The sequence below is a fragment of the Telluria sp. RT2P19 genome (genome assembly GCF_059685725.1).
In genome coordinates, this window is sequence record NZ_JCASIL010000016.1 from 82,385 (window position 1) to 106,980 (window position 24,596).

At 67.7% G+C, this 24,596-nt stretch carries 17 protein-coding genes; 11 read left to right on the forward strand and 6 right to left on the reverse strand.

The features are described 5' to 3' along the window. The first annotated feature begins 3 nt into the window (after positions 1 to 3). The 10 genes from AC56KW_RS19095 (at position 4) to AC56KW_RS19140 (ending at position 14,145) form a co-directional block, all read left to right on the forward strand. The gene (locus tag AC56KW_RS19095) at positions 4 to 2,913 is read left to right on the forward strand and encodes a glycosyltransferase (RefSeq protein ID WP_497172249.1); all 2,910 of its coding nucleotides are present in this window, start codon (positions 4 to 6) and stop codon (positions 2,911 to 2,913) included. Continuing rightward, positions 2,906 to 4,339, forward strand: a complete 1,434-nt coding sequence (locus tag AC56KW_RS19100) for a UbiA family prenyltransferase (protein ID WP_497172250.1) — start codon at positions 2,906 to 2,908, stop codon at positions 4,337 to 4,339. The genes AC56KW_RS19095 and AC56KW_RS19100 overlap by 8 nt, the downstream gene beginning before the upstream one ends. A gap of 4 nt (positions 4,340 to 4,343) precedes the next feature. Beyond that, positions 4,344 to 6,275, forward strand: coding sequence for a hypothetical protein (locus AC56KW_RS19105; RefSeq protein WP_497172251.1), 1,932 nt, complete (start codon positions 4,344 to 4,346; stop codon positions 6,273 to 6,275). Between the two features lie 20 nt (positions 6,276 to 6,295). Beyond that, positions 6,296 to 7,309, forward strand: a complete 1,014-nt coding sequence (locus AC56KW_RS19110) for a glycosyltransferase family 2 protein (protein ID WP_497172252.1) — start codon at positions 6,296 to 6,298, stop codon at positions 7,307 to 7,309. Further along, positions 7,306 to 7,680, forward strand: a complete 375-nt coding sequence (locus AC56KW_RS19115; RefSeq protein WP_497172253.1) for a GtrA family protein — start codon at positions 7,306 to 7,308, stop codon at positions 7,678 to 7,680. The genes AC56KW_RS19110 and AC56KW_RS19115 overlap by 4 nt, the downstream gene beginning before the upstream one ends. Next, positions 7,680 to 8,534, forward strand: a complete 855-nt coding sequence (locus AC56KW_RS19120) for a GNAT family N-acetyltransferase (protein WP_497172254.1) — start codon at positions 7,680 to 7,682, stop codon at positions 8,532 to 8,534. The genes AC56KW_RS19115 and AC56KW_RS19120 overlap by 1 nt, the downstream gene beginning before the upstream one ends. Beyond that, positions 8,524 to 9,303: a PIG-L deacetylase family protein gene (locus tag AC56KW_RS19125; RefSeq protein WP_497172255.1), complete on the forward strand. Its 780-nt coding sequence runs from the start codon at positions 8,524 to 8,526 to the stop codon at positions 9,301 to 9,303. The genes AC56KW_RS19120 and AC56KW_RS19125 overlap by 11 nt, the downstream gene beginning before the upstream one ends. Before the next feature lie 69 nt (positions 9,304 to 9,372). After that, positions 9,373 to 11,484, forward strand: a complete 2,112-nt coding sequence (locus tag AC56KW_RS19130; protein WP_497172256.1) for an ArnT family glycosyltransferase — start codon at positions 9,373 to 9,375, stop codon at positions 11,482 to 11,484. A gap of 123 nt (positions 11,485 to 11,607) precedes the next feature. Continuing rightward, positions 11,608 to 13,317 (forward strand): response regulator, encoded by a 1,710-nt coding sequence (locus AC56KW_RS19135; protein WP_497172257.1) that lies wholly within the window; start codon positions 11,608 to 11,610, stop codon positions 13,315 to 13,317. Between the two features lie 342 nt (positions 13,318 to 13,659). Then, a complete protein-coding gene (locus AC56KW_RS19140; protein WP_497172258.1) occupies positions 13,660 to 14,145 on the forward strand; it encodes a nuclear transport factor 2 family protein in 486 nt (161 codons plus the stop codon). A gap of 528 nt (positions 14,146 to 14,673) precedes the next feature. On the opposite strand, the gene AC56KW_RS19145 is transcribed toward AC56KW_RS19140, so the two are convergent. The 6 genes from AC56KW_RS19145 to AC56KW_RS19170 all read right to left on the reverse strand — a co-directional run bounded on the left by AC56KW_RS19145 (position 14,674) and on the right by AC56KW_RS19170 (position 22,062). Then, on the reverse strand, positions 14,674 to 16,629 hold the full coding sequence (locus AC56KW_RS19145) for an acyltransferase family protein (protein WP_497172259.1): 1,956 nt from the start codon (positions 16,627 to 16,629) through the stop codon (positions 14,674 to 14,676). A gap of 122 nt (positions 16,630 to 16,751) precedes the next feature. Further along, the gene (locus AC56KW_RS19150) at positions 16,752 to 17,726 is read right to left on the reverse strand and encodes an IS1595 family transposase (RefSeq protein WP_497172260.1); all 975 of its coding nucleotides are present in this window, start codon (positions 17,724 to 17,726) and stop codon (positions 16,752 to 16,754) included. Between the two features lie 446 nt (positions 17,727 to 18,172). Next, the gene (locus AC56KW_RS19155; RefSeq protein WP_497172261.1) at positions 18,173 to 19,768 is read right to left on the reverse strand and encodes a DEAD/DEAH box helicase; all 1,596 of its coding nucleotides are present in this window, start codon (positions 19,766 to 19,768) and stop codon (positions 18,173 to 18,175) included. Between the two features lie 329 nt (positions 19,769 to 20,097). Further along, positions 20,098 to 20,877 carry a hypothetical protein gene (locus AC56KW_RS19160; protein WP_497172262.1) on the reverse strand — a complete coding sequence of 260 codons (780 nt, stop codon included), beginning with the start codon at positions 20,875 to 20,877 and terminating at the stop codon, positions 20,098 to 20,100. Positions 20,878 to 20,897: 20 nt separating this feature from the next. Continuing rightward, on the reverse strand, positions 20,898 to 21,518 hold the full coding sequence (locus tag AC56KW_RS19165) for an LON peptidase substrate-binding domain-containing protein (protein WP_497172263.1): 621 nt from the start codon (positions 21,516 to 21,518) through the stop codon (positions 20,898 to 20,900). Between the two features lie 64 nt (positions 21,519 to 21,582). Then, positions 21,583 to 22,062 (reverse strand): hypothetical protein, encoded by a 480-nt coding sequence (locus tag AC56KW_RS19170; protein WP_497172264.1) that lies wholly within the window; start codon positions 22,060 to 22,062, stop codon positions 21,583 to 21,585. 169 nt (positions 22,063 to 22,231) lie between these two features. Here AC56KW_RS19170 and AC56KW_RS19175 point away from each other — a divergent pair, with 169 nt between their 5' ends. Continuing rightward, positions 22,232 to 24,535, forward strand: coding sequence for a CHASE domain-containing protein (locus tag AC56KW_RS19175; protein ID WP_497172265.1), 2,304 nt, complete (start codon positions 22,232 to 22,234; stop codon positions 24,533 to 24,535). Positions 24,536 to 24,596 lie beyond the last annotated feature (61 nt).

Genomic DNA, 24,596 nt, shown 5'->3' on the forward strand with positions numbered 1-24,596 from the left:
GCCATGCGCATCGTCATCGATTTCCTCAACGGTCCCGTGTCGAAGGACACCCTCGCGCAGATGCGCGACCTGGCCCGCCTGGCCGCCGGCCACGAACTGTGGCTGGCCACGCCGGCCAGCGAAGCGCAAGCCAGCGACCGCCTGCGCCTGGCCTTCGACGGCCTGGTGCCGCGTTCGCGCGTGCGTCCCTTCACCCTGCCGGCCGACCCGGCCCTGGCCGCGCTGCTGCGCGATGGCGCGCTGGCCAGCCTGGCCCCGAGCGTGGTGGTCACGAGCGGCGCCGCGCCCTCCAGGCTGCCGACCGTGGTCGCCGGCCAGGAAGACGTCGTCCAGCTGTGGACCCGGGTCCAGGCCACCGCCGCCGAGCGCGTGGCGCCTGTGGCGCCAGGCAAGCGTCCGCGCCTGGCCTATATTTCGCCGCTGCCGCCGCAAAAGTCGGGCATCGCCGACTACAGCGCCGAACTGGTGCCGGAACTGGCGGCCTGGTATGACATCGAACTGGTGGTCGACCAGGACCCGGTGACCGACCCGCGCCTGGCCGCCTACCCGCAGCGCAGCGTGGAGTGGTTCCGCGCCCATGCCCACGAATTCGGGCGCGTGGTCTACCACTTCGGCAATTCGCCGGTGCACGGCCATATGTTCGACCTGCTGCGCGCGGTGCCGGGCATCGTGGTGCTGCACGATTTCTACCTGTCGAACGTGCTCGACTACCTGGAACACGACCGCGTGCTGCCGCAGGGCTTCCTGCGCGCGCTATACCAGTCGCACGGCTACACGGGCCTGCTGGGCCACCGCCAGGCCGGGCGCAACCGCGCGGTCTGGAAGTATCCGAGCAACCGCGGCGTGCTCGATCACGCCACCGGCGTCATCGTCCACTCCGAATTCCCCAAGCAGCTGGCGGCTCAGTGGTATGGCGAGGGCGCCGGCGCCGACTGGCGCACCGTGCCGCTATTGCGCGGCAAGCCTGCCGGCAGCGCCACCCCGGCCGCGCGCGCCGCGGCGCGCCAGCGCCTCAAGTTGCGCGACAGCGACTACATCGTCTGTACCTTCGGCATGCTGGGCCCGACCAAGCTCAATGACGAATTGCTGGACGCCTTCCTGGCCTCGCCGCTCGCGCTCGACCCGAACTGCCACCTGGTGTTCGTGGGCCAGAACGACAGCAGCCGCTATGGCGCCGACCTGAGCAAGAAAATCAAGAACAGCGCCTGCCCCGAGCGCATCAGGATCACCGGCTTCGCCGACGCCGCCACCTACGCCGACTACGTGATCGCCTGCGACACCGCGGTGCAGCTGCGCGGCGCCTCGCGCGGCGAAACCTCGGCCGCGGTGCTCGACTGCCTGCTGTACGGCGCGCCGACGATCGTCAATGCGCACGGCTCGACCGCCTCGATCGACAGCGACCTGGTGGTGATGCTGCCGGACCAGTTCGAGACCGCCGAACTGGCCGCCGCGCTGGCAAGCCTGCATGGCGACCCGGCCAGGCGCGCCGCCCTTGGCGCGCGCGCGCTGGCGTACATGGAAACCGAACACGCCCCGGCCCACGCCGGCCGCCTGTGCATGGAAGCGATCGAGCACTTCGCCGTCGAGGGCCCGCATGCCGGCTACCGCCCGCTGGTGGCGGCGGCCGCCCGGCGCTGCGCCGAGGAAGCGCTGCCAGCGCTGGCCGAGGCGATCGCCTTCAACCAGCCGGTGGCGCCCACGCGCCAGTTGCTGGTGGACGTCTCGGCCCTGGTCCAGACCGACCTCAAGACCGGCATCCAGCGCGTGGTGCGCAGCATCCTGCTGTCGCTGATCGCCACCCCGCCGGCCGGCTTCAAGGTCGAGCCGGTGTTCACCACTGGCGGCAACCGTCCCTATCACTACGCGCGCCGCTTCGGCCTGGGCCTGGTGGGCGAAGACATGGTGATGCTCGAGGATGCGCCGGTCGACCTGCGCCCGGGCGACGTGTTCTTCGGCCTCGACCTGTACCTCTCCGGCGTGCACCAGAACGAGCGCCTGCTCCAGACGATGCGCGACCGCGGCGTCGAGATCTATTTCTGCATGTACGACATCCTGCCGATGCTGCGCCCGGAAGTGTTCCCGTTCGGGACCGACCAGGGCTTCGGCGACTTCCTGCGCACCGTGCACAAGGTGTCGGACGGCGTGCTGTGCATCTCGCGCGCCGTGGCCGACGAACTGTCCACCTGGTTCGAAGGGCAAGGCCTGCAGCGCGAGCTGCCCCTGCATGTGGGCTGGTTCCACCTGGGCGCCGACATCAACGCCAGCGCGCCGAGCACCGGCCTGCCGCCGGACGCGCCGGTCGTGCTGGGCGCCCTGGGCCAGCGCCCGAGCTTCCTGATGGTGGGCACGGTCGAACCGCGCAAGGGCCACGCCCAGACCCTGGCCGCCTTCGAGCTGCTGTGGGAACGCGGGGTCGACGTCAACCTGGTCGTGGTCGGCAAGCAGGGCTGGATGGTCGAGACGGTGGCCGAGCGCATGAAGAACCACCCCGAACTGGGCAAGCGCCTGTTCTGGCTGGCCGGCATCTCGGACGAAATGCTGCTCAAGCTGTACGCCGGGGCCTCGGCCCTGCTGTTCCCGTCCGAAGGCGAAGGCTTCGGCCTGCCGCTGATCGAGGCGGCCCAGCACGGCACGCCGATCATCGCGCGCGGCCTGCCCGTGTTCCGCGAAGTGGCCGGCGTCCACGCCCATTATTTCGACGGCCTGGCGCCGCAAGACCTGGCCGCATCGGTCGACGCCTGGCTGGGCCTGCAGCGCGCCGGCCAAGCCCCGGCCTCGACCGGCATGCCGTGGCTGACCTGGGACCAGAGCGCGCAGCAAGTCGTCGGCAACATCGTGCGCCAGCGCTGGTACCGCACCCTGCCCGGCCACGCCGTCGAACCAACACTAACCTCGGGAGAGCGCGATGCATGAGCAGCGCGTCAATAGCGGGGGCAACGCGCGCCCGCTGGTGATTGACCTGGACGGGACCCTGATCCATTCCGACCTGCTGTGGGAATCGATCGTCCTGTTCCTGAAAAAGCACTTCCTGCGCGCCTGGCAGCTGCCGCTCTGGCTGTTCCTGGGCAAAGCCGGCTTCAAGGAAAAAATCGCCAGCCAGGTCGAACTCGATCCGGCCGCCCTGCCCTACGACAAGGCGGTGCTGGCGCTGATCGCGGCCGCCCGCGCCGAGGGCCGCAGCGTGATCCTGGCCACCGGCGCCCAGCGCCGCTTCGCCGAACAGATCGCGGCCCACCTGGGCCTGTTCGACCAGGTGCTGGCCACCGACGGCATCAACTTCACTTCCCACAACAAGGCGCGCGAGCTGTGCCGGCTGTTCGGCGAGCGCGGCTACGACTACGTGGGCAACTCGCGCGCCGACCTGCCGGTGTGGCTGGCCTGCGAGGGCGCGGTGTCGGTTACCCATAAGCCTTTCCGGCTGTCCGACGGCCGCGCCACCAGCCATTCGGGCAGCGTGCGCGGCGGCGCCCTCACGGCGCTCATCAAGGCCATGCGTCCGCGCCAGTGGCTCAAGAACATGCTGGTATTCGTGCCGATGCTGGCCGGCCACGAGTTCAACCTGTGGACGCTGCAGGCGTCGCTGGTCGCCTTCGCCGCCTTCTCGCTGTGCGCCTCGAGCGCCTACCTGCTCAACGACGCGCTCGACGCCCAGGACGACCGTGTCCATCCGACCAAGCACAAGCGGCCGATCGCCTCCGGCGCGCTGCCGCTGCCGCTGGCGCTGATGGCCAGCCCGCTGCTGGCCTTCACGGCGATCGCCCTGTGCGCCTGGTTCAGCCCCCTGCTGCTACTGGTGGTGGCGGTGTACTTCGTCAGCACGGTGGCCTATTCGCTCGTGCTCAAGCGTCTGCTGATGGTCGACATCGTCACCCTGGCGATCCTGTACACCCTGCGCGTGCTGGGCGGCAGCGCCGCGACCCTGATCGCGCCGTCGTTCTGGCTGCTGGCGTTCTCCTTCTTTATCTTCCTGAGCCTGGCCCTGCTCAAGCGCCACAGCGAGCTGTTCAACCTGCAGCGCGACGGCAAGGAAAAGACGCGCGGCCGCGGCTATACCACCGCCGACCGGATGCCGATCGCCATCATGGGCGTCAACACCGCCTTCGTGTCGGTGCTGGTGTTCATGCTGTACTTTAATTCGATGAACGTGCTCGAACAGTACCGCACGCCCGAGTTTCTGGGCGGCATCCTGCCGTTGCTGGTGTTCTGGCTGGGCCGCCTGTGGGTGCTGGCCTTCCGCGGCGAAGTCAACGAAGACCCGGTGCTGTATGTCAGCAAGGATAAAGTCAGCCTGGTCGTGATCGTGCTGTGCCTGCTGCTGGCGGCGCTGGCCTCCATCTGATCCCATGAACGCCCAGACCCTGTTCCTGTTTGCGCGCTGGCGCTTCCCGCTGCTGATGGCCCTGTTCATGGCCGTGCTGGTAGCGGAGTGGGCGCCCGCCTACCGCGGCGACCTGGTCGAATACACACTCGATACCGTCGCCATCGCCAGCCATGGCACGCCGGACATCCGCCTGGAAGACATCGAGCGCACCCGGATGCTGCTGGGCGAGGCCTACCGCTACCCGTTCGACGAGCTCGAGCGCGGCATGCGCGCCGGCGAGCAGGACCTGTATGCGGCCTTCGCACGCGGCAAGGACGGGGACGTCTATCCGGTCCACTTCTTCGGCTACTCGCTGCTGGCGGCGGCGCCGTTCGCGGTGTTCGACGCGCTGGGACTGGGGCCGTTCAAGGCCTTCCTGGTGGTGAACCTGGCGGCGGTGTTCGTGCTCGGCCTGGCGCTGCGCCATTTCCTGGGCCGCGAGACGCGCGCCTGGGCCGGCCTCGGGCTGTTCATGCTGTGCGGCGGCGCCCTCTACTGGCAGTGGACCAGCCCGGAGTGCCTGAGCGCGGCGCTGCTGCTGGCGGGCCTGCTGTACTTCGCCGGCGACGCTCCGCTGCGCGGCGCCATACTGGCCGGCGTGGCGAGCTGGCAGAATCCGACCATCCTGTTCTTCTTCGGTTTCGCGCCGCTGCTCAAGCTGTGCCTGGATTGGCGCGGCGGCCTCGGTCTTGCGGCCAACCTGCGCGCGCTGCTCAACCGCCGCGCCATCGCCGGCCTGGCGGCGGGCATGGCGGTATTCGCCGTGCCGGTGCTGTTCAACCTTTATGAATACGGCGTGCCGAACATCATCGCGCGCAAGTTTTCCGATCCGACGCTGGTCGGCGGCGAGCGCCTGTTCTCGTTCTTCTTCGACCTCAACCAGGGCATGGCGATCGGCCTGCCCGGCCTGCTGGCGGCGGTGCTGCTGTGGGGCGCCGCGACCAGCGCGCGCGCGCGCTGGATCCTGGCAGGCGCCGTGCTGTTCCTGCTGGCCCTGGCCGTGCCGGCGCTGGCGGTGCTGAACTGGAATTCGGACGCCGCCGGCATGATGCGCTACGCCTTCTGGTCGTCGATGCCGCTGCTGTTCGTGCTGCTGGCCGTGCTGCGCGGACGCAGCTGGCCGCCGGCGCTGATCGCGGGCGTGGCGGCGCTGCAGGCGCTGGCGATGGTGCATGCCGACAGCTACCGCTACACCGAATTCAGCCCGCTCGCCAACCGGATGATGGCGCGGGCGCCGGGCCTGTACCACCCGGAGCCAGAGATCTTCGCCGAGCGCGCCGGCAACCACGACAACTACATCAGTCCCGACAAGGTCTACACCTATCGCATGCACGGCGCGCTGGTGAAAACCCTGGTCAACGCGTCGAACCCCGGCGCCGACGCCCTCGTGTGCGGCGCCGGCGCCGTGATCGCGCCGGCGCCGGTCAATGCAACCGTCGACAGCACGCGCGGCTGGCGCTATATCGACGGCCCGGTCGCCTGTGTGGCGGGCGAGCTGGTCCAGCGCAGCTTTCAGTTCGACGATTTCCGCCACCGCCGCCAGGTCGCGCTGGCCGAAGGCTGGAGCGCGCTCGAGGCCAACGGCCCGGGCTGGAACGGCGCCTGGTCGGACGGCCCGCGCTCGCGCGTGGTGCTGCAGGGCGGCGCCTTGCGCGCGCAGCAGATCCTGATCAGCGGCAGCTATCTGCAAGACCAGGGCCGCACCCGCGTGCGCGTCAATGGCGTCGACCTCGGCTGGCACCAGCTGGACCGCGAAGGTCCGCTGGCGCTGCCGCCCGCGGCCAGTGCGGGTCCCGAACTCGTGGTCGAACTCGAACACGAATCGCCCCGTTCGCCCGGCGCCGCCGACCCGCGCCAGCTCGCTTTCTTCCTGCGCGAAATCAATCTGCGCGCCATGCCGGCTTCCAAGACATGAACCATCCAATAAATTCCTTAGTGGACACCCCCGGCGCCGTCGCCATCCCTGCCACCGCCACGATCGCGACGATCGCCGTGGTGATCCCGAGCTACCGCGTCACGCGCCACATCCTGGGCGTGATCGGCGGCATCGGGCCCGAGGTCACGCGCATCTATGTGGTCGACGACAAGTGCCCTGACGCCAGCGGCGCCTTCGTGCGCGCCAATTGCAGCGACCCGCGCGTGACAGTGCTCGAACATGCCGAGAACCAGGGCGTGGGCGGGGCCGTGATGACCGGCTACCGCGCCGCGATTCGCGACGGCGCGCAGGTGATCGTCAAGATCGACGGCGACGGCCAGATGGACGCCGCCCTGCTGCCCGACTTCGTCGCGCCGATCCTGGCCGGCGAAGCCGACTACACCAAGGGCAACCGCTTCTTCGACCTGGAGCAGATCCGCCAGATGCCCGCCATGCGCCTGTTCGGCAATGCGGTGCTGTCCCTGATGACCAAGGTATCGTCGGGCTACTGGAACCTGTTCGATCCCACCAATGGCTATACGGCGATCCACGCCGATTGCGCGCGCCACCTGCCGTTCGACAAGATCAGCCGGCGCTACTTCTTCGAGACCGACATGCTGTTCCGTCTCAATACGCTGGGCGCGGTGGTGGCCGACGTGCCGATGGACGCCAAGTATGGCGACGAGGTCAGCAACCTCAAGATCTCGAAGGTGGTCACCGAGTTCGCCGCCAAGCACGTGCGCAACCTGGCCAAGCGCCTGTTCTACAACTACTACCTGCGCAATATGTCGCTGGCTTCGCTGGAGCTGCCGCTGGGCCTGGGGCTGCTGGGCTTCGGCACCGTGTATGGCCTGACGCGCTGGATCGGCTCGGCCGAGAGCGACGTCGCCACCCCGGCCGGCAGCGTGATGCTGGCGGCGCTGCCGGTCATCATGGGAGTGCAACTGATCCTGGCCTTCCTGGCCTACGACATCGCCTCGGTGCCGACCCGGCCGTTGCACAAGAAGACGCTGTTCCGGCGCGCCGCACCATGATGGCCACCCTGCGTTCGCGCCAGTTCATGGTGTTCGTCGCCGGCGGCACCATGTGCGCGCTGATCGACGTCGGCCTGATGCACCTGCTGCTGTCGCTGGGCGTGCACTATTCGCTCGCCGCCAGCGCCGGCTTCGGCACCGGGCTCCTGGTGAACTACGCCTTCCACACCCGCGTGACGTTCAATGCCAGCGCCAGCGCCGGCAATTTCGCGCGCTTCCTGTGCGTGATCGCCATCAATTACTCGATGATGCTGGCCTGCGTGGCGCTGTTCGCCACGTTCCTCGACAATCCGCTGTTCGGAAAGCTGTTCTCGTTGCCGATCACGGCAGTCAACGGCTATATCCTCAGCAAACACTGGATCTACAAGTGATGCGCTTCGCTCCCGTCCAGCACGACCCGGCCACCATCGCGCGCTACGGCGCCCTGTTCGCGGCCTGCTTCCCCGGCGTCAACAAGTTCACGCCGGCCTATCTCGACTGGCTGTACCTGGCCAACCCGGACGGCCAGGCGGTCGGCTACGACGCCTGGGATGGCGACAACCTGGCCGCCCACTACGTCTGCATCCCGGCGCGCGCCTGGGTCGAGGGCCGCGAAGTCACCGTGCTGCTGTCGCTGAACACCGCCACCCATCCGGACTACCAGGGCAAGGGCCTGTTTACCAAGCTGGCCGCGATGACCTTCGAGGCCGGCGCCGCCGCCGGCTACGACGGCGTGTACGGCGTGGCCAACGCCAACAGCACCCCCGGCTTCGTGCGCAAGCTGGGCTTCCAGCTGGTGCGCCCGCTGGAAGCGCGGGTCGGCCTGGGCCGCCTGCGCCACGGCGCGCGCCCGGCGCCGCAAGCGCTGTCGTTCGAGCGCAGCTGGAGCGAGGCGGCGCTGGCCTGGCGCTGCGCCAATCCGCACAATCCGGTAGCGCGGCGCGATGGCGCGGCGCGGCGCCAGCTGTACGCCGCCGCCATGGGCAGCCGCCTGCCGGCCTACGCCGAGCTGGGCCCGGCGGCGTCCGCCGCGCCGGTCGATGGCGAACGGCGCGCGCTGTCGCCCCTGCGCCTGTTCATCGGCCTGGCGCCCGACAGCAGCGCCAACTACTGGAACTACGCCAGTATCCCGATGAAGCTGCGGCCGTCGCCGCTGAACCTGATCTACCGCTCGTTCAGCGAGCGCGTGAGCGCGCTCGACCCCAGCCGCATCCAGTTCAGCTTCCTCGACTTCGATGCCTACTGAACCGATCCAGGCGGTCGCGCTGTTTTTGTTCGCGCACCAGGATGACGAATTCGGCGTGCTGCAGCGCATCGCCCACTACCGCGCGCGCGGCGTGCGCGTCGCCTGCGCCTACCTGACCGATGGCCGCACCGCGCGCGCCACGGTCGCCCAGCGCAACGCCGAATCGCGCGCGGTCCTGCACCGCGTCGGCGTGATGGATGCCGACATCGCCTTCGCCGGCGAACAGCTCGGCATCGGCGACGCGCAACTGCCGCTGCGCCTGGACCAGGCCTACGCCTGGATCGGTCGCTGGCTCGACGAGCATATTGCGATCGAAGCCCTGCACGTGACGGCCTGGGAGGGCGGCCACCACGACCACGACGCGCTGCACGCGCTGGCCGTGCGCCAGGCCGAGCAGCGTGGCCTGCTGGCGCGCACCTGGCAGTATTCGCTGTACCAGGCCGCTGGCTTGCCCGGCCCCTTGTTCCGGGTGCTGGCGCCGCTGCCGGCGAACGGGCCGATCGAGGTCCTCGCCATCCCCTGGGCCGAGCGCCTGCGCAACCTGCGCTGCTGCCTGATGTATCCATCGCAGCTGACCACCTGGGTCGGGCTGTTCCCGCCGGTGGCCTGGCATTACCTGGTACGCGGCGTCGAATCGGTGCAGCCGGTGGCGCCGGCGCGCACCCTGGAGCGTCCGCATGCGGGACCGCTGTACTACGAAAAACGCAAGTTCTTTACCTGGGAACGCATGCAGGACGCCCTGGCGCGCTGGCGTGCCGGCCCGCACTGACCCTTCATTTTCCTGGCACGCATTGGCCCCATTGGCCTCATTGGCCGCATTGACACCAACTGGACCGACATGACCGCATTCGACCGACAAGAACATGCCACCCTGGGCGCCGGACCAGGCATGCGCAGCGGCGCCCGGCTCGCCGTGGGCGCGCTGTTCGCCGCGATCACCGCCTACCTGATCCTGCGCACCTGGGGCACGCAGCCGCAGATCATGGCCGACGAATGGTCCTACAGCCGCATGGCGCGCCTGCAGGAGCTGGGCGAATCGATCGTGCCGTCCTGGCTCTACCTGTGGCTGGCGCGCGGCAGCAATGCCTGCGGCGCGCGCTTCTACGACTGCATCCACCTGGCCAACGTGCTGTTCATGGTGGCGGCGGCGCCCTTCGTGTATGGCATCGCGCGCCAGGTCACCGGCCGCGGCGTGGCGCTGGCCATCGCGGTCGCCGCCACCCTGGCCCCGCTGAACCTGTACACCACCTACTTCATGCCCGAGACCGCGTATTACTTCGGTTTCTGCGTGCTCAGCTGGGTCGCGCTGGCGAAGATCCAGTGGCACTGGCTGCGCTGGAGCCTGGCGCTGGGCGTGGTGCTGGGGCTGATGTCCCTGATCAAGGTGCACGCCCTGTTCCTGGTGCCGCCGCTGGTGCTGTTCATGCTGTATGCGCGCTGGGCCGCCGGCGGCTCCTGGCTGCTGCCGGCCGTGGGATCGGTGGCCGTCACCCTGGCCTCGGGCGCCGCCGTCAAGTTCGGCCTCGGCTGGCTGCTGGCCGGTCCGGCCGGCCTGCAACTGCTGGGCGGCTTCTACCAGGCCAATGCCAATTCGGCGGGCGCGCGCACGCTGGCCGACACGGTCGGCCCGGTGCTGGTGAGCGGCCAGGGCCACCTGATGGTGCTGGCGACGCTGGTGCCGCTGCCGCTGGCGGTGCTGCTGTATGCGGTGCTGCGCAAGCCGGTGCGTGCCCAGGCCGGGACCGCGCAGGCTGGCGCCGCGCTGCTGCATGCCTGGACCCTGCTGGTCATCGGCGCGACGGTCTGCGTCACGATTCTGTTCACTGCCTCGCTGGTCAATCCCGGCGCGCCGGCCGATGAAGGACTGCGCCTGCACATGCGCTACTACAGCTTCGCACTGCCGCTCTTGTGGCTGGTCGCGGCGGCGACCCTGGGCCGGCCGGATACCACGCCGCGTCCGGCGCTGCGCTGGGCCATCGCGGCCGTCATCGCATTGTTGATGGTGCTGGCGCTGGTCAAGCTGCCGGGCTACTCGTACAACCCGGTGGACGGCCCGGACATCTTCAAGTTCAAGCCGGACGGCTGGCAGGGCCGCGCCATCCTCGCCATCGGCCTGGCCACCCTGCTCGCCTGGGCGCTGGGCAAGGCGCTGGCGGCGCACCTGTTCCTGTACCTGGCCCTGCCCCTGCTGATCGTGGGCGGCCTGTCGTCCTCGCACTACATCACGGCGAAGTACAACCACGAGATCACGGCCGCCGACCGCGCCGGCGCCGCCGTGCTGGCCCATGTGCCGGCGGCCGAGCGCAAGTACCTGACGGTGGCCGGCTTCAATGCGATCGAGATGATCCGCGCGCAGTTCCACATCGACGACAAGGACACCGAGCTGCTGCTGCTCGAGGACAACGCGCCGATCGCCGAAGACGAATTGCCGGCCCACCACAAGTGGCTGCTGGTAATGCGCAACCATGCCATGCCGCCCCAGTACAAGCCGGTCGTGGCCACCGACGAATTCTCGCTGTATCGCCTGAGCGTGCCGGAGAGCCGCATCGGCCAGATCGACTTCAGCAAGCCGCTGGGCGGCATCGTCGCCAGCGCCGAGGGGCTGTCGAATCCGGAATCGTTCGGCGCCTGGTCGAACGGCAAGCAGGTGGTGTTGCACCTCAATACCGTATTGCCGCAGAAAGTGCGCTTCAAGATCCGCGCGTCCAGCTACGCCGGCAATGCCGAGCTGCCGTTCGTGCTGCGCGTCGGCGACGCCAGCGCCAGCTTCCGGGTACCCCATCATCCGATGAAGAACGTGCTGGTCACGCTCGACACCGACGGCGCCCAGCGCAGCATCGTGATCGAGGTGCCGCAGCCGATCTCACCCAAGGAAGTCGACGGTTCGCAAGACACCCGCCAGCTGGGCATCGCGCTGGGCGAGATCGTCATCGCATCCCCGCTGCCCTGACCTTGTTTTGAGCCGTGCGCGGGCGCCTGTGTGCGCTCACGTACGGAATCACTGCACGCGCTCCGGCTACAGTAGAGGCACACAGGCTGGCATGCTGCCCGCCCGCACCGCCAAGGATGCACCATGGTACTCGGACCGACAAAAAACGATTCACTCAAGAAGGAACTTGACGTGCAAGGCGGCGGCCAGAGCCGCGGCGTGCCGGCGGACGGCGACGTCGAAGGCAATGCGGTCCACCCGATGGGCGCGCCCGAGGACAATCCCGGCATCCACCACTGGCAATCGAGCTATATCGAGTCCGAAGGGTTGGAAGAGCGCGGCAATATCTTCTTCGCCGCGGTCGAGATGACCCGCATGCCGATGCTGATCACCGATCCGCGCCAGCACGACAATCCGATCGTGTTCGCCAACGGTGCGTTCACGGACCTGACCGGCTACCGCGAGGACGAGCTGCTGGGCCGCAACTGCCGCCTCCTGCAAGGCCCCGACACCGACCGCGCCACGGTGGCCGAACTGCGCCAGGCGGTGGAACAGCAGCGTGCGGTGGCGGTGGACCTGTTGAACTACAAGGCCGACGGCACACCGTTCTGGAACGCGCTGTTCTTCGGTCCCATCTTCGATCAGGACGGCAAGATCCTGTATTTCTTCGCCTCGCAGATGGACATCACCGAGCGCCGCAACAACCAGGAATCGTACCTGCAGGCGCAAAAGATGGAAGCCATCGGCCAGCTGTCGGCCGGCATGGCCCACGATTTCAACAACCTGCTGCAAATTATCAACGGCAACCTGGAAGTCGCCCTGCTGGGCACCGGCGGCCAGCACAAGGCGACCGAGCCGATCCGGCGTGCCCAGCGCGCGACCATGCAGGCCGGCAAACTGACCCAGCAACTACTGACCTTTGCGCGCAAGCAGCGCCTGGAACCGAAGCGCCTGAGCCTGAACAGCCTGGTGGTCGACTTCTCCGACATGCTGGTGCGCAGCCTGGGCGACAAGGTCGACCTGCGGCTCGACCTGAAACCCGGCCTGCCGGCCTGTACGATCGACCCGACCTACCTCGAGATGGCGCTGCTGAACGTGGTGCTCAATGCGCGCGACGCGATGCCGGGCGGCGGCGCGGTCACGGTCGGCACCGCCGTGCTGGGCGACGAACGGCGCCGCCGGCTGGGCCTGAGCCCGGGCGACTATGTCTGCATCTACGTGAAGGACGAGGGCGAGGGCATGACGCCCGAGGTCAAGCGCCGCGCCACGGAGCCGTTCTTCACCACCAAGGGGCCGGGCACCGGCCTGGGCCTGGCGATGGTGCACGGCTTCGTGCAGCAGTCGCACGGCAAGCTCGACATCGAGAGCGCGCCCGGCGAAGGCACCCGGGTGCGGATGGTGTTCCGGGTGGCCGAGCAGGCCGCCAGCGACGACACCTCGCTGGCCGAGCACCGCGGCGGCACCCAGGACGAGCCGCAGCAGCGGCGCTGCCGTATTCTGGTGGTCGAGGACAACGACGACGTGCGCGAGCTGGCCGAGAGCATGCTCGAGATGGCCGGCTACGAGGTCGTGGCTGCGGAAAGCGGCGAACGCGCGCTGGGCTTGCTGGAAAGCGGCGAGAAGGCCGACCTGCTGTTCACCGACGTCATCATGCCGGGTGGCATGAATGGGCTGGAACTGATCGAGCGCGTACATGCGAAACGCCCTGGGTTGCCGGTGCTGGTCACTACCGGCTACATGGACGAGCTGCCGGGACGCGGCAAGCCCAGCGGCACGCTCGATGTATTGTCCAAGCCTTACCAGCACCAGGACTTGCTGGACCGGGTCGGGGCGGCGCTCAAGCGGGCTGCGTGAAGGCGCAGCCGGCGCCTGCTTCGCGGCTCGGACGGCTCGAAGAACCAGCCGTCCCAGAACACGACGATTCAATTCCAGAAGACGCGACGCCAGCGTGACATGCCAGCCATTGCGTGAATCGCCGGTGGTGGGCATTGATGTGGTGCGCCATTGAAGTTCGCCACGTCCTGCTCCAACGCGTCGCGCCTTCAGAATACACGGCATTTTTGCTGAGCGAACGATCAGCAGTGCGCCAATTGCGAAATGCCAGCCGGCTCTGCCGGTGCTAAGCGTATGATGGGTTGATTGACCGCGCCGGTGCGGCCATCCGTCTGAACCGCCATCTCAACCAGGAATCCGACCATGCACGCTCCGAGCGCGTTGTTTATCCTGTTGTGTAGCCTTGTCCTGCCCGCGCATGCGGCGTGGGTAGCCACCACCCCGCAGGCAGAGCAGGCGGTCAAGATTCCGAAAATCGCGGCGGCCCTGGAAGCGGCCGTGCGCTTCGATCAAGCGATTCTGCGCAAGGACGTGGCGGTGTTCGAGAGCATGTTCGACGACGAGGCCGTGGTGAATAACCCCTACAACAAGATTGCCCGCAAGCGCGATGCGGTCGCCAACCTGAAAACGGGCTTGATCGATTACGCCAGCCTGGATCGCGCCGTCGAATATGCGGCGCGCAAGGGCGAGCACGAAGTCGTGCTGATGGGGGAAGAAAGCCTCAAGCCCCAGGGCCATGCCAAGATGGCCGGCAAGCAACTGCGCCGGCGTACGACGGAAATCTGGAGCGATGCGTCGGGCACATGGAAATTGCTGCTGCGACAGGCGACGATCTACGTGGCGGAGTAGCGTTGCGCCTTTGATGCGCCATGCTTGATCTGGACCGGTCCCTGTCTGTCATGACAGCCGATAGCTTCCCCAGTTGGCAACGTGCTCCGCTGGCGGCTCAACCGGCCTGGGACCACCATGTTTGCCTGCTTGCCCCACGTGAGCGGCGAGCCGGTCGATACTGCACTCAAACGACATAGAGGATCTCGAAGTGCGTTTTACCGACCGGCGTTGAACGGTGGTACCTACGATGTATCGAAAAGTCTTCTGGTTACCCGGTACTCGGCAGAAGGTTATGCCGTTGCCTCGAGCTACAGCCTCAACGATGGCGTTTGTGAGGAATACGCTCGGTAGAGCCCTCGCGCAAGGTCTTCCTGGGTCCAAGGGGGCTGTCACGCCCCCCTAGGCTCCCCCAGGCTGCAGCAAACTTGTTCTTGCAGGTGGCGAATACAAACCCTGTTGCAGGGCGTTTGTGGGAAACATTTGTTTGCAAGAACAGTGGGCCATCATCGGGCGCCAACGCGGTCAGTTGCGCGAAGCCGCGGACACTTAACGACCCAGCGCCTTCTGTTCCTCGGCAAACTTCTCACCGATATACAGGTCGCCCTCATACGTCAGGTGATTCGTGTCGCGGTACATCAATGAGCGGTCGATCATGCCCTTGCACTGCTCGTCGTCGCACAGGTATTTAGCCGGCGAAAACGTCGTCACGGTCGGGAATTCCTTCAACACCGAAGCGACGATCTCGTTATGCTCCTTCACGGCGTCGTCATGGTCCCCGGCCTTCATGGCGCACTCGCGGTTGGTCGTCGAGCTGGCCACGCCGGCGCGCAGGATGCAGGCGCGTGGATCGAAGTCCAGGATCGGGACATCATAGAAATACATGACTTCCTTGCCCGCATCGAGGAAGGTTTTCAGGGTCGTACGGAATTGCTCGACGAGCCGCTTGCCGTCGTCGGTTCCGTTGGTATGCCTGAGGATCGTCGAAAAGATGACTTTCTTGATGCTGGGGGTCGTCAGGGCCAGTTCCAGCATCTTCGGCGTCGCCGCCTGGTAATGGTCGGTCAGGCTCGCCGTGACGCCGATGAGCGGGATGGCGGTGCCGAGGAAGACCAGGTTCTCGCCACGCGCGTCATAGTATTTCGTGAGGCCGGCGACGACGTGATAGGCGTGGCTGTCCCCGACCAGCGCGACCGTCGGCGGGCTGCCGATCTTCGACTTCAGGCAGTATTCGTAGATCGTCTCGAAGCCGTATTCCCTTTTGCAGGCGGCGGCATTCTCGCGGTCTTCCACGATGACCAGCGACTTCTGGAGATTTGCGTTATCGACGATGCGCGCCCGCTGCGGCAGGCCTTCGTTCCTGTAGATCCAGCCGCCGAAGGCGCCGACCGCCACCACCAGCAGCGCCAGGACGACCGCCACCTTCGTGCCATGATGGCGCTGCCGGCGTATCGGCTGCTCGATCACCCCATAGGTCAGCCAGGCCAGCAGCACCGCCGCTGCGACCGCCACGACGCGGATCTCCAGCGCCGGCGTGCCCGACTCGACGATCTGGGCGAAGGACAGCAGCGGCCAGTGCCACAGGTAGAGCGGATAACTGATCAGGCCGACCCAGACGAGCAAACGGTTGGACAGGATGACCCGGTTCACCCATGCCCACGGGCCGGCGCCGATCAGGCAGGCGGCGCCGACGGTGGGCATCAGCGCCCACCAGCCGGGAAAGCCCTGCCCGCCCCGCACCAGCAGGCAGGCGGCGGCGATCAGGGCGATGCCGGCGAAGGACAGCGCGTGACGCCAGGCCGCGCCGTTTGCCGCGGCCACGGGGTGCGCGGCGCTGCGCAGGGCCAGGCAGGCCAGCAGCGCGCCGATCAACAGTTCCCACGCGCGGCTGGCGATCGAGTAGAAGGTCGCGCTCGGGTACTGTTCGATGCCGCCGACGTTGATGCCGAATGACACCACCAGCAGGACCATGGTCAGCCACAACACGCTCGCACGGAACTTGAAGGCCAGGGCGAGCAGGATCGGCCAGAAGATATAGAACTGCTCCTCGATGCCCAGCGACCACAGGTGCAACAGCGGCTTGGTTTCGGCAGCGGTGTCGAAGTAACCCACCTCGTACCACAGGAAGACATTCGACAGGAAGGCGGATCCGCCGACCACGTGCTTGCCGAGCAGCTTGAATTCATCGGGGAACAGCGCGATCCAGCCGAATGCCAGTGTTGCCGTCATCACCAGGATCAGGGCCGGGAAGATGCGCCTCGCGCGACGCGCGTAGAAGTTCGCGTAGCTGAACGATTTGTTGCCGAATTCCCCGATCAGGATGGTCGAGATCAGGTAGCCGGAGATAACGAAGAAGATGTCGACACCGACGAAGCCGCCGGCGATCAGGCTGGGAAAGGCGTGGAACAGGACGACGACGAGCACCGCGATGCCGCGCATGCCGTCGATATCCGGGCGATAGGTCAGATGTTGGGCGGCGGCGACCGCCTGGCGTTCGGTATGCAAAACAACTCCTGCGGATCAGTGTTGGGAGAAAATTCTCGAAGCCAACTACAAAACCCAAAAGGAAACATTATTGCATGTAAATATTTTAATCCTGCCAAAAGCAAGGCGCTGTGCGCGTTAATTCAGTTCTTTCCGACGGCACTTTGCGCACTGGATGATTGCGACCAGCAATTGCGCTGGCGTACGCAAAGCGCCGTCACCAGGAAGCGCTGCCAGCCCGAATAGTTCACCAGGTAGCGACTGGCGATGCCATTGAAGCGCTTGATCCAGGTCTTGAAGCGAGCATGCCAGCCGTTGACGTTATTCAGGTGGATCGCGCCCCGGGCCTTGACCCCGGCGCGCAGATTGACGGCCTCGTGCGCGATCCCGGCATGGTCGGCAAAGGCCCGGTAAGCGGCCGCCGAATCGCTGATCAACACCGCGTCCGGCGCCAGCACCGGCCGCAGGCAGGCGATGAGTTTCACGGCGCTGACCGGCCCGCGGCCAGTGTGAAAATCCAGTGTCTGCCGGCCCCGGTCGCGTGCAACGAGCAGGCACTCGTGTTTGCGGCTGATGCCGCGCCGCCTGGCTGCGCCGCCGCGCCGCCGCGCGGGACGCGTCAGGTGGCGCGAGCCCTTCTGCGATTCGAGCAGATAGGTTTCGTCCGCCTCGACCATGCCTTCAAGGCGATCTGGACGCTTGCGCGCCGCCCCCGGCACGAAACGGTGGCGCCAGCGGAAACTGGTGCTGCGGTGCACGCCGACGAGCTCGGCAGCTGCGCGGACCGTGCGCGAATCGAGCACGCATTGCAGGTACGGTAGCCAGGCGGCTTTCTTGCGCAGGCGCGCCAGCGGCGTGTTCGTCAGCGCGTTGAAGCTGCGCCGGCAAGCCAGGCAGCGCCAGCGCTGCAGGCCGCTGGCCGCACCGCAACGATGGACACGGGGACACTGGCAATGCGGGCAGCATGGCGTGCCCGCCGCCTGGGCGATGAGGTGCAGGCACTCGCCAGGATGGACAATCGCCGCGATCCAGGCGCACAGCCTGGCTACCTCGTCGGTATGCAGGTGCAGGGAGGTCAGCGCGGCAAATACTTCTTCGAAGACCAAGCCTTGCATCATTGCCACCTGATGAGTTAACTCGACAGTGGCTGAGACCGGCGCGAATGGGAAAGGTTCGCATAATTAACGCGAACAGCGCCAAAAGCAACGCTGCCCTGCCGTGCTGCCGGCGCGTAATACCCCATGGCACGGGAGGGGCGGACGCTCATGGGCGGCGTTTCGTCCATGCACCGCGTCGTCCACATCGCTGTAGACCACCGGGATGACGGGCAGGCCGAGGAAGGTCGACGTCGGCAGGCCCGTTGGATCACGACGATCGCCCTCGGCGACCTGCGGTTCGGGCCCGGGACGGCACTTCAGATTGCTGAAGTAAGCACGCCGTCCCCGCGAACGCGGGGACGGCGTGCTTACGCTTAAGGGTCATCCTCGCTTAGGGGTCATCCTCGCTTGGAGGTCATTCTCGTTAACGAGGCATCTACGCTGACGAGGTGCTTGCGCTCTGCCGATCAGGCCTGCGGTTTCGGCCCACCACCGAGCAGGAAAGCCAGCTTCTGCTTGCCCGGCTTGGACGGTGAGCTCGGCGCCAGGTCGGCATCCTTGCGTGGGCTGCTGGTCGGCTCGTAGGGCTTGAGGAACCACGGATCGATTTTTTCGCGACGGGCGCCCGGACCCAGTCCGGACCGCGGTGCGCGTGGTGCGCCGTCGCCGCGGCGGGCGCCGCGTTCGCCATCGCGCGACGCGTAGTCACGGCCGCCATCACGGCCACCCTCGCGCGCGCCGAAGTCGCGACTGCCTTCGCGGCCACCTTCACGACCGAACTCGCGGCCGCCTTCGCGCCCGCGGCTACCCGGCGCCACGAAACCTTCGAGCGTGCCGCGCGTGATGGACTGCTTGATCAGCTTCTCGATGTCGAGCAGCAGGCGCTCGTCCTTGTCCGAGTACACCGACAACGCATCGCCCGAGGCGCCGGCGCGGCCGGTGCGGCCGATGCGGTGCACGTAGTCTTCGGCGTTGTACGGCAGGTCGTAGTTGATCACCGCCGGCAGGTCCGAGATGTCGAGGCCGCGCGCGGCGACGTCGGTCGCCACCAGCACTTCGACCGTGCCGTTCTTGAAGGCGTCGAGCGCCGCCATGCGTTCCTGCTGGGTCTTGTCGCCGTGGATCGCCGAGGCCTTGATGCCGCGCTTCTCGAGGTGGCTCGACAGGCGCGAGGCGCCGATCTTGGTGTTCGAGAAGATGATCACCTGCTTCATGTCGCGCGAGCGGATCAGGTGTTCGACCACGTCGCGCTTGGCCTCTTCGTCGACCTTGTAGACGACTTGCGTGACTTTTTCGGCGGTCGCGTTGCTGCGTGCGACCTCGATCGTCAGCGGGTTGTTCAGGAAGGTATTGGCCAGCTTCTTGATCTCGGGCGAGAAGGTGGCCGAGAACATCAGGTTCTGGCGCTGTTTCGGCAGCAGGTTGATGATGCGTTGCAGGTCGGGCAGGAAGCCCATGTCGAGCATGCGGTCGGCCTCGTCCATGACCAGCATCTGCACCTGGCCCAGGCTGACGTTCTTTTGTTCGATGTGGTCCAGCAGGCGGCCCGGGGTCGCGATCACGATCTCGACGCCGCGGCGCAGGATCTCGGTCTGCGGCTTCATGTCCATGCCGCCGAACACGACGGTCGCGCGCAGCGGCGTGTGGCGAGCGTAGGCCTTGACGTTGTCGGCCACCTGCACCGCCAGTTCGCGGGTCGGCACCAGCACCAGGGCGCGCACCGGATGGCGCGCCGGCGACATGCTGGCGTTCGCGTGCGGCATCAGGAGTTGCAGGATCGGCAGCGAGAAACCGGCGGTCTTGCCGGTGCCGGTCTGGGCCGCGCCCATGACGTCGCGGCCCTGCAGCACCACCGGGATCGCCTGGGCCTGGATCGGGGTCGGGTGGACGTAGCCCTGGTCCGAGAGCGCGCGCAGGATTTCCGGCGCCAGGCCGAAATCGGCGAAGCGTACCGTGGGCGCCACGGCGACGGCCGGCGCCGTGGCTGCGGCTGGCGCGGCAGGTACGGCGTTCGGCACGGCGGCGTCGTTGTTGTTCGCGATATTGCTCGGAGAATCAGACATAGTTTTTAATTGCATTCATTCGTTCAGCTCTACGATCGGGCATGTTCTCCCCGTCGCGGGTCGACGGACGCGCAGCGAAGGGCGGAACGGGAACCGGGCTCCGGCGCGCATGGCAGGCAGGGGACCGGGGAATTAAGCTGGCGGGCGGGACATCCCGGCGACAAGCCGGCCGGCAAACCGTATAAAGCGGACGTAGAGACACTTTTAGCGGGTGACACGATACCCGAAATCGCCACCCATGTATATGCCGGCCTGTTTTCAGACAGTTTACCAAAAGAAAGCGCATCCCTGCCGCAACGCAGCATGTTCGGGTTTGGCGGGCGATTGGCTCACCGCGTCCAGCCGCGCTGCTGGGCCGCACGCTCGGCCACCGGATCGAGCACGGCGCCGGCGATGCGGGCGTCGATCGCCTCGCGCACGGCGGGCGGCGGCTGGCTGCCGTCGACCCAGGCGGCGCCGGCAGCGTCCTGGGCCAGCACCGGGATCGTCCAGCGCCCGCCCTTCAGGCAAGCCAGCCCTGCGGTAGTGTCGACCACGAAGCTGCGGCAATAGCCGCCAGCCTTGGCCGCGAAGGTGACGCCGATGCGCACCCCGCCGGCGGACGGCCCGGGACTGGCCAGCTGGCCGTCCAGCGCCGCCACCAGCGGGCCGCGCGCCACCAGGGCGCCTTTGTCTTGGTCGAGGGTGGCCAGGCCCGGCGCTTGCGCCAGGCTGTGCCAGCCGAAGGCGCCCAGGCCGGCCCCCGCCAGCAGCGCCGCGCCGACCGCCACCCAGTGGCGGCGGCACCAGTTGCTGTAGGCGACCTGTGGCGGCGGCACCGTGCGGCCGGGCCGCAGGCTGTTGAGCTGCACGACCTTGGCGCCGCAGGGGGATGCGCTGGCATGGGCATGGCCGTTACCGTCGTGGCCGTTGGCCGAGACGCCGATGCGGCTGATGCGGCCATTGCGGGTATTGCGAGTATTGCCCTCGAGCTGCAGTTCGGCCCGGTGATGGGCAATGCGCGCGGCCAGCACCGGATCGGCGCGCATCGCCCGTTCGACCGCCATGCGCGCCGGTTCGGCGAGTTCGCCGTTGATATACCCGATGAGAAGATCGTCCGAGAATGTCATGGCGGCCCCTGAAATCGTGGCTAGGAAGTGATCAAGCCATGTTCATCCAGCACGTCATGCAGCAATTCGAGCCGGATCACGGGGTTGTCAAGCATTAACATATGATGCTTTTGCTGGTTCGGCAGCGGCAGCAGCTCGCACCAGCGGTTGGCGACCCAGCCGCAGTCGTCGAGCCGGAACGGCGGCTGCACCGGCCAGCGGTGCTGGGGTACGTCGTGCAGTGAGTTCAACACCCGGTCGAGCGCGTCGGACGCGCCCTGGAGCTCGGAGGGGATGCCGACCGTGCGGTCATCTTCGACCAGTTGCGCCTCGGCCATCCACAAGCCATTGACGCGCTGCTCGGCCGTGACGACCGAAAAGCGCGCGCCGCCGCGGCACAGCACCTGCAGCAGGCCCGGCGACTCGGTGGTGGTCTCGGTGACCGACGCAATCGTGCCAGCGGCAACAAAACGCTCCTGCTCGGCATCGGGCTTGCGTACCTCGTGGCCATGCGTCAACAGCACCACGCCGAACGGCGTGCCTTCGAGGATGCAGCGGCTGACCATGTCGAGATAGCGCACCTCGAACACCTGCAGCGGCAACACCCCGTCCGGAAACAGCACCGTACTGAGCGGGAACAGTGGCATGGAAATCGTCGACATGGGTCCCATGATGACAGAATCGGCACCATCGCGGGTGTACGATTGCGGTCGACCCAGGGCTTTTTCATTCGTCCGGCGCCCTCAGCGGCAGGTAGCGCACCCACTGGCGCGCATTGTCCAGGCGCCAGCGCAGCCGGCCCCAGCCGGGGCCAGGCGCGTCGACCACCCTCACCCGCACCATCTTGCCCACCACCGGCGGACAGGCATAGGTGTAGATGCCGGTTTCGCCGAACGGCAGGCGCAGCTCGCGGCCGGGCGCGATCTTGAGCGGGCCGAACACCACCGGAACGCGGCTATCGTTCCTCAGCAGCAGCACGTCCCGCACGCCACGGGTCAGGCGAATCTCGGACGGCAGCGCCAGCTGGCCCTGGGCCGTGGACGGAAAGGCCAGCAGCAGCACATGGCTCGCGCCCCGCAATGGCGCCAGCATGGCCAGCAGGAGCGCCAGTACGCACAGGGCGGCCACGACGCTCGGCGGCCAATGGCGTTTCAGCGACGGCAAGCGCAAGGCACCCATCCCGCCCTGGACTGCCTGGCGCAACATTTCAGATTAGAATATTTCATTCGACAAAGAGCATCCACCGTGCCCGGCTGACAAGATTTATTAACAAAGGCGCAAAGTCGCGTGCGCCCTGTCAATCCAAGGGTGCGTATCCTACGTAGTCCCGTCAATCCGATCAACCCCGCCGCCTCGGCTGCCACGCACAAGGAACATGCAGCAGACCGCCAACCACACCCCAGCCCCGCCGCCGGCGCCCGTCGCCGGCCACGCGCCTCTCCTGATGGCGCTGCTGGTGTTCGTGCTGACCCTGCTGGTCACCTTCGCCGCCTGGTCGAGCGCCCAGCGCAATGCCGAGACGCAGCTGCATGAAGCCTTCGATTACCGCACCCGCGACATGGGCTACGCCATCGGGCGCCGCCTGCTGGTCTATGAGCAGGTGCTGCGCGGCGCGCGCGGCTACCTGCGCGGCTCGGTCGACCTGAGCCGGGCCGAATTCGCCGAGTACTACCGGGTGCTGCGCCTGGACCAGTCCTTTCCCGGCCTCGAGGCGCTGGCGATCGCCACCCTGATCCCGCCCGGCGCCGTCGCCGCGCACGAGGCGAAGGTACGCGCCGAGGGCTTTCCCGATTACCGCGTCCATCCGGCCGCCCCGGCCAACCCGGGCGATGCGGGCACGCCGCGCACGGCCATCTCGCACATCGAACCGTTCAATGCGCGCAACCTGCGCGCCTTCGGCTACGACATGTACGGCGAGCCGGTGCGGCGCGCGGCCATGGCGGCGGCGCGCGACAGCGGCCAGGCCGCGCTCAGCGGCAAGGTGGTGCTGGTGCAGGAAGGCGGCGACAGCCTCGACGCCGGCTTCCTGATGTACCTGCCGGTGTACCGCAGCGGCCTGGCCCTCGAGAACGTCGAGGAACGCCGCGCGGCGCTGGTGGGCTGGATCTATTCGCCATTTCGCATGAAGGACCTGATGCGCGGCGTGGGCGGCATCGCGGCGCCCCAGCTCGACGTCGAGATCTACGACGGCGACCACATGACGCAGGCCGCGCTGCTGTACCGCTCGCCCGGCGCCGACCGCGCCGGGACACGGCGCTTTTCCACCACCACCCGCATGGCCATCGCCGGCCGCATCTGGACCGTCAGGATGGCGTCCAGCACCAGCCTCGAAGCCACGCTCGACCACAGCCGGCCGCAGATGGTGGCCGCCACCGGCGTCGTGCTGGGCGCCCTGGTCAGCCTCGTGGTGTGGCTGCTGGCCGGTTCGCGCCGCCGCGCGCTGCAGCTGGCGCGGGCGATGACGCTCGAACTGCGCGAATCGCACGACCGCATCGCGGCCGACGGGCGCCGCACCAGGGTAATCCTCGAGACCGCCCATGACGGCTTCGTCGCCATCGACCGCGAGGGCCGCATCACCGACTGGAATGCGCAGGCCACGCGCATCTTCGGCCTCGATGCGGCGGCGGCGATCGGCAGCCCGGCCGAGCTGCTGCTGCCCGAAGAGCGGCGCGCCGCCTTCCGCACCACGTTCGACGCCTTCACGCGCGGCGCCGCCGGCCCCGTGGCCGGACAGCCGACCGAGACCGACGTGCTGCACGCGAGCGGACGGCGGGTGCCGGTGGAGCTGGCGGTGGCCCTGCTGCCCGCGAGCGACGGCGCCGGCGCCACCGTGTTCGTGCGCGACATCACGCCGCGGCGCGAAGCCGAGGCCCGCGAACAGCAGCGCCAGCAACGCCTGGTCGAGGCGCGCCAGGCGCTGGCGCGGGCCCAGAAGCTGGAGGCGGTCGGCAAGCTCACCGGCGGCGTGGCGCACGATTTCAACAACATCCTGCACATCATCAGCGCCAATGTGCAGCTGATGTTGCGCGCCGAAGGGCCTCCCAGCCGCAAGCGCCTGCACAACGTGCTCGATGCGGTGGACCGCGGCGCCAAGCTGGCCGGCCAGCTGCTCGCGTTTGCCCGCCGCCAGCCGCTGCATCCGAGCGTGGTCGACGTGGCCCAGCTGCTCGAGCGCAGCGACAGCCTGCTGCAGCGCGCCGCTGGCGACGACATCGTGCTCGAGCGTAGCGCCCCGCCACAGCTGTGGCCTACCCTGGTCGACCCGAACCAGCTCGAACACGTGCTGCTGAACCTGGTAATCAACGCGCGCGACGCGATGGAAGGCAGCGGGCGCATCGCGCTCAAGCTGGCCAACCTCACCGTTTCCCCCGACGCCGCCCAGCTCGAAGGCGAGCCCGCGCCCGGCGACTATGTCGTCATCACGATCGCCGACGACGGCCACGGCATGCCGCCGGAAGTGATGGAGCACGCCTTCGAACCGTTCTTTACCACCAAGCCCGAAGGCAAGGGCACCGGGCTCGGGCTGTCGATGGCGCACGGCTTCGTGCGCCAGAGCGGCGGCCAGATCCGCCTGGACAGCACGCCCGGCGCCGGCACCACGGTCACCATCTACCTGCCGCGGCACAGGGCGCCGGTGGTGCCGGCCCTGGTCGAACCCGATATCGGCGCGCATCCCTGACAGACTGCACCCCGACCTGCGCGCCGCCGTCCGGCGCAGACTGCTAGATTGGCGCGTACGA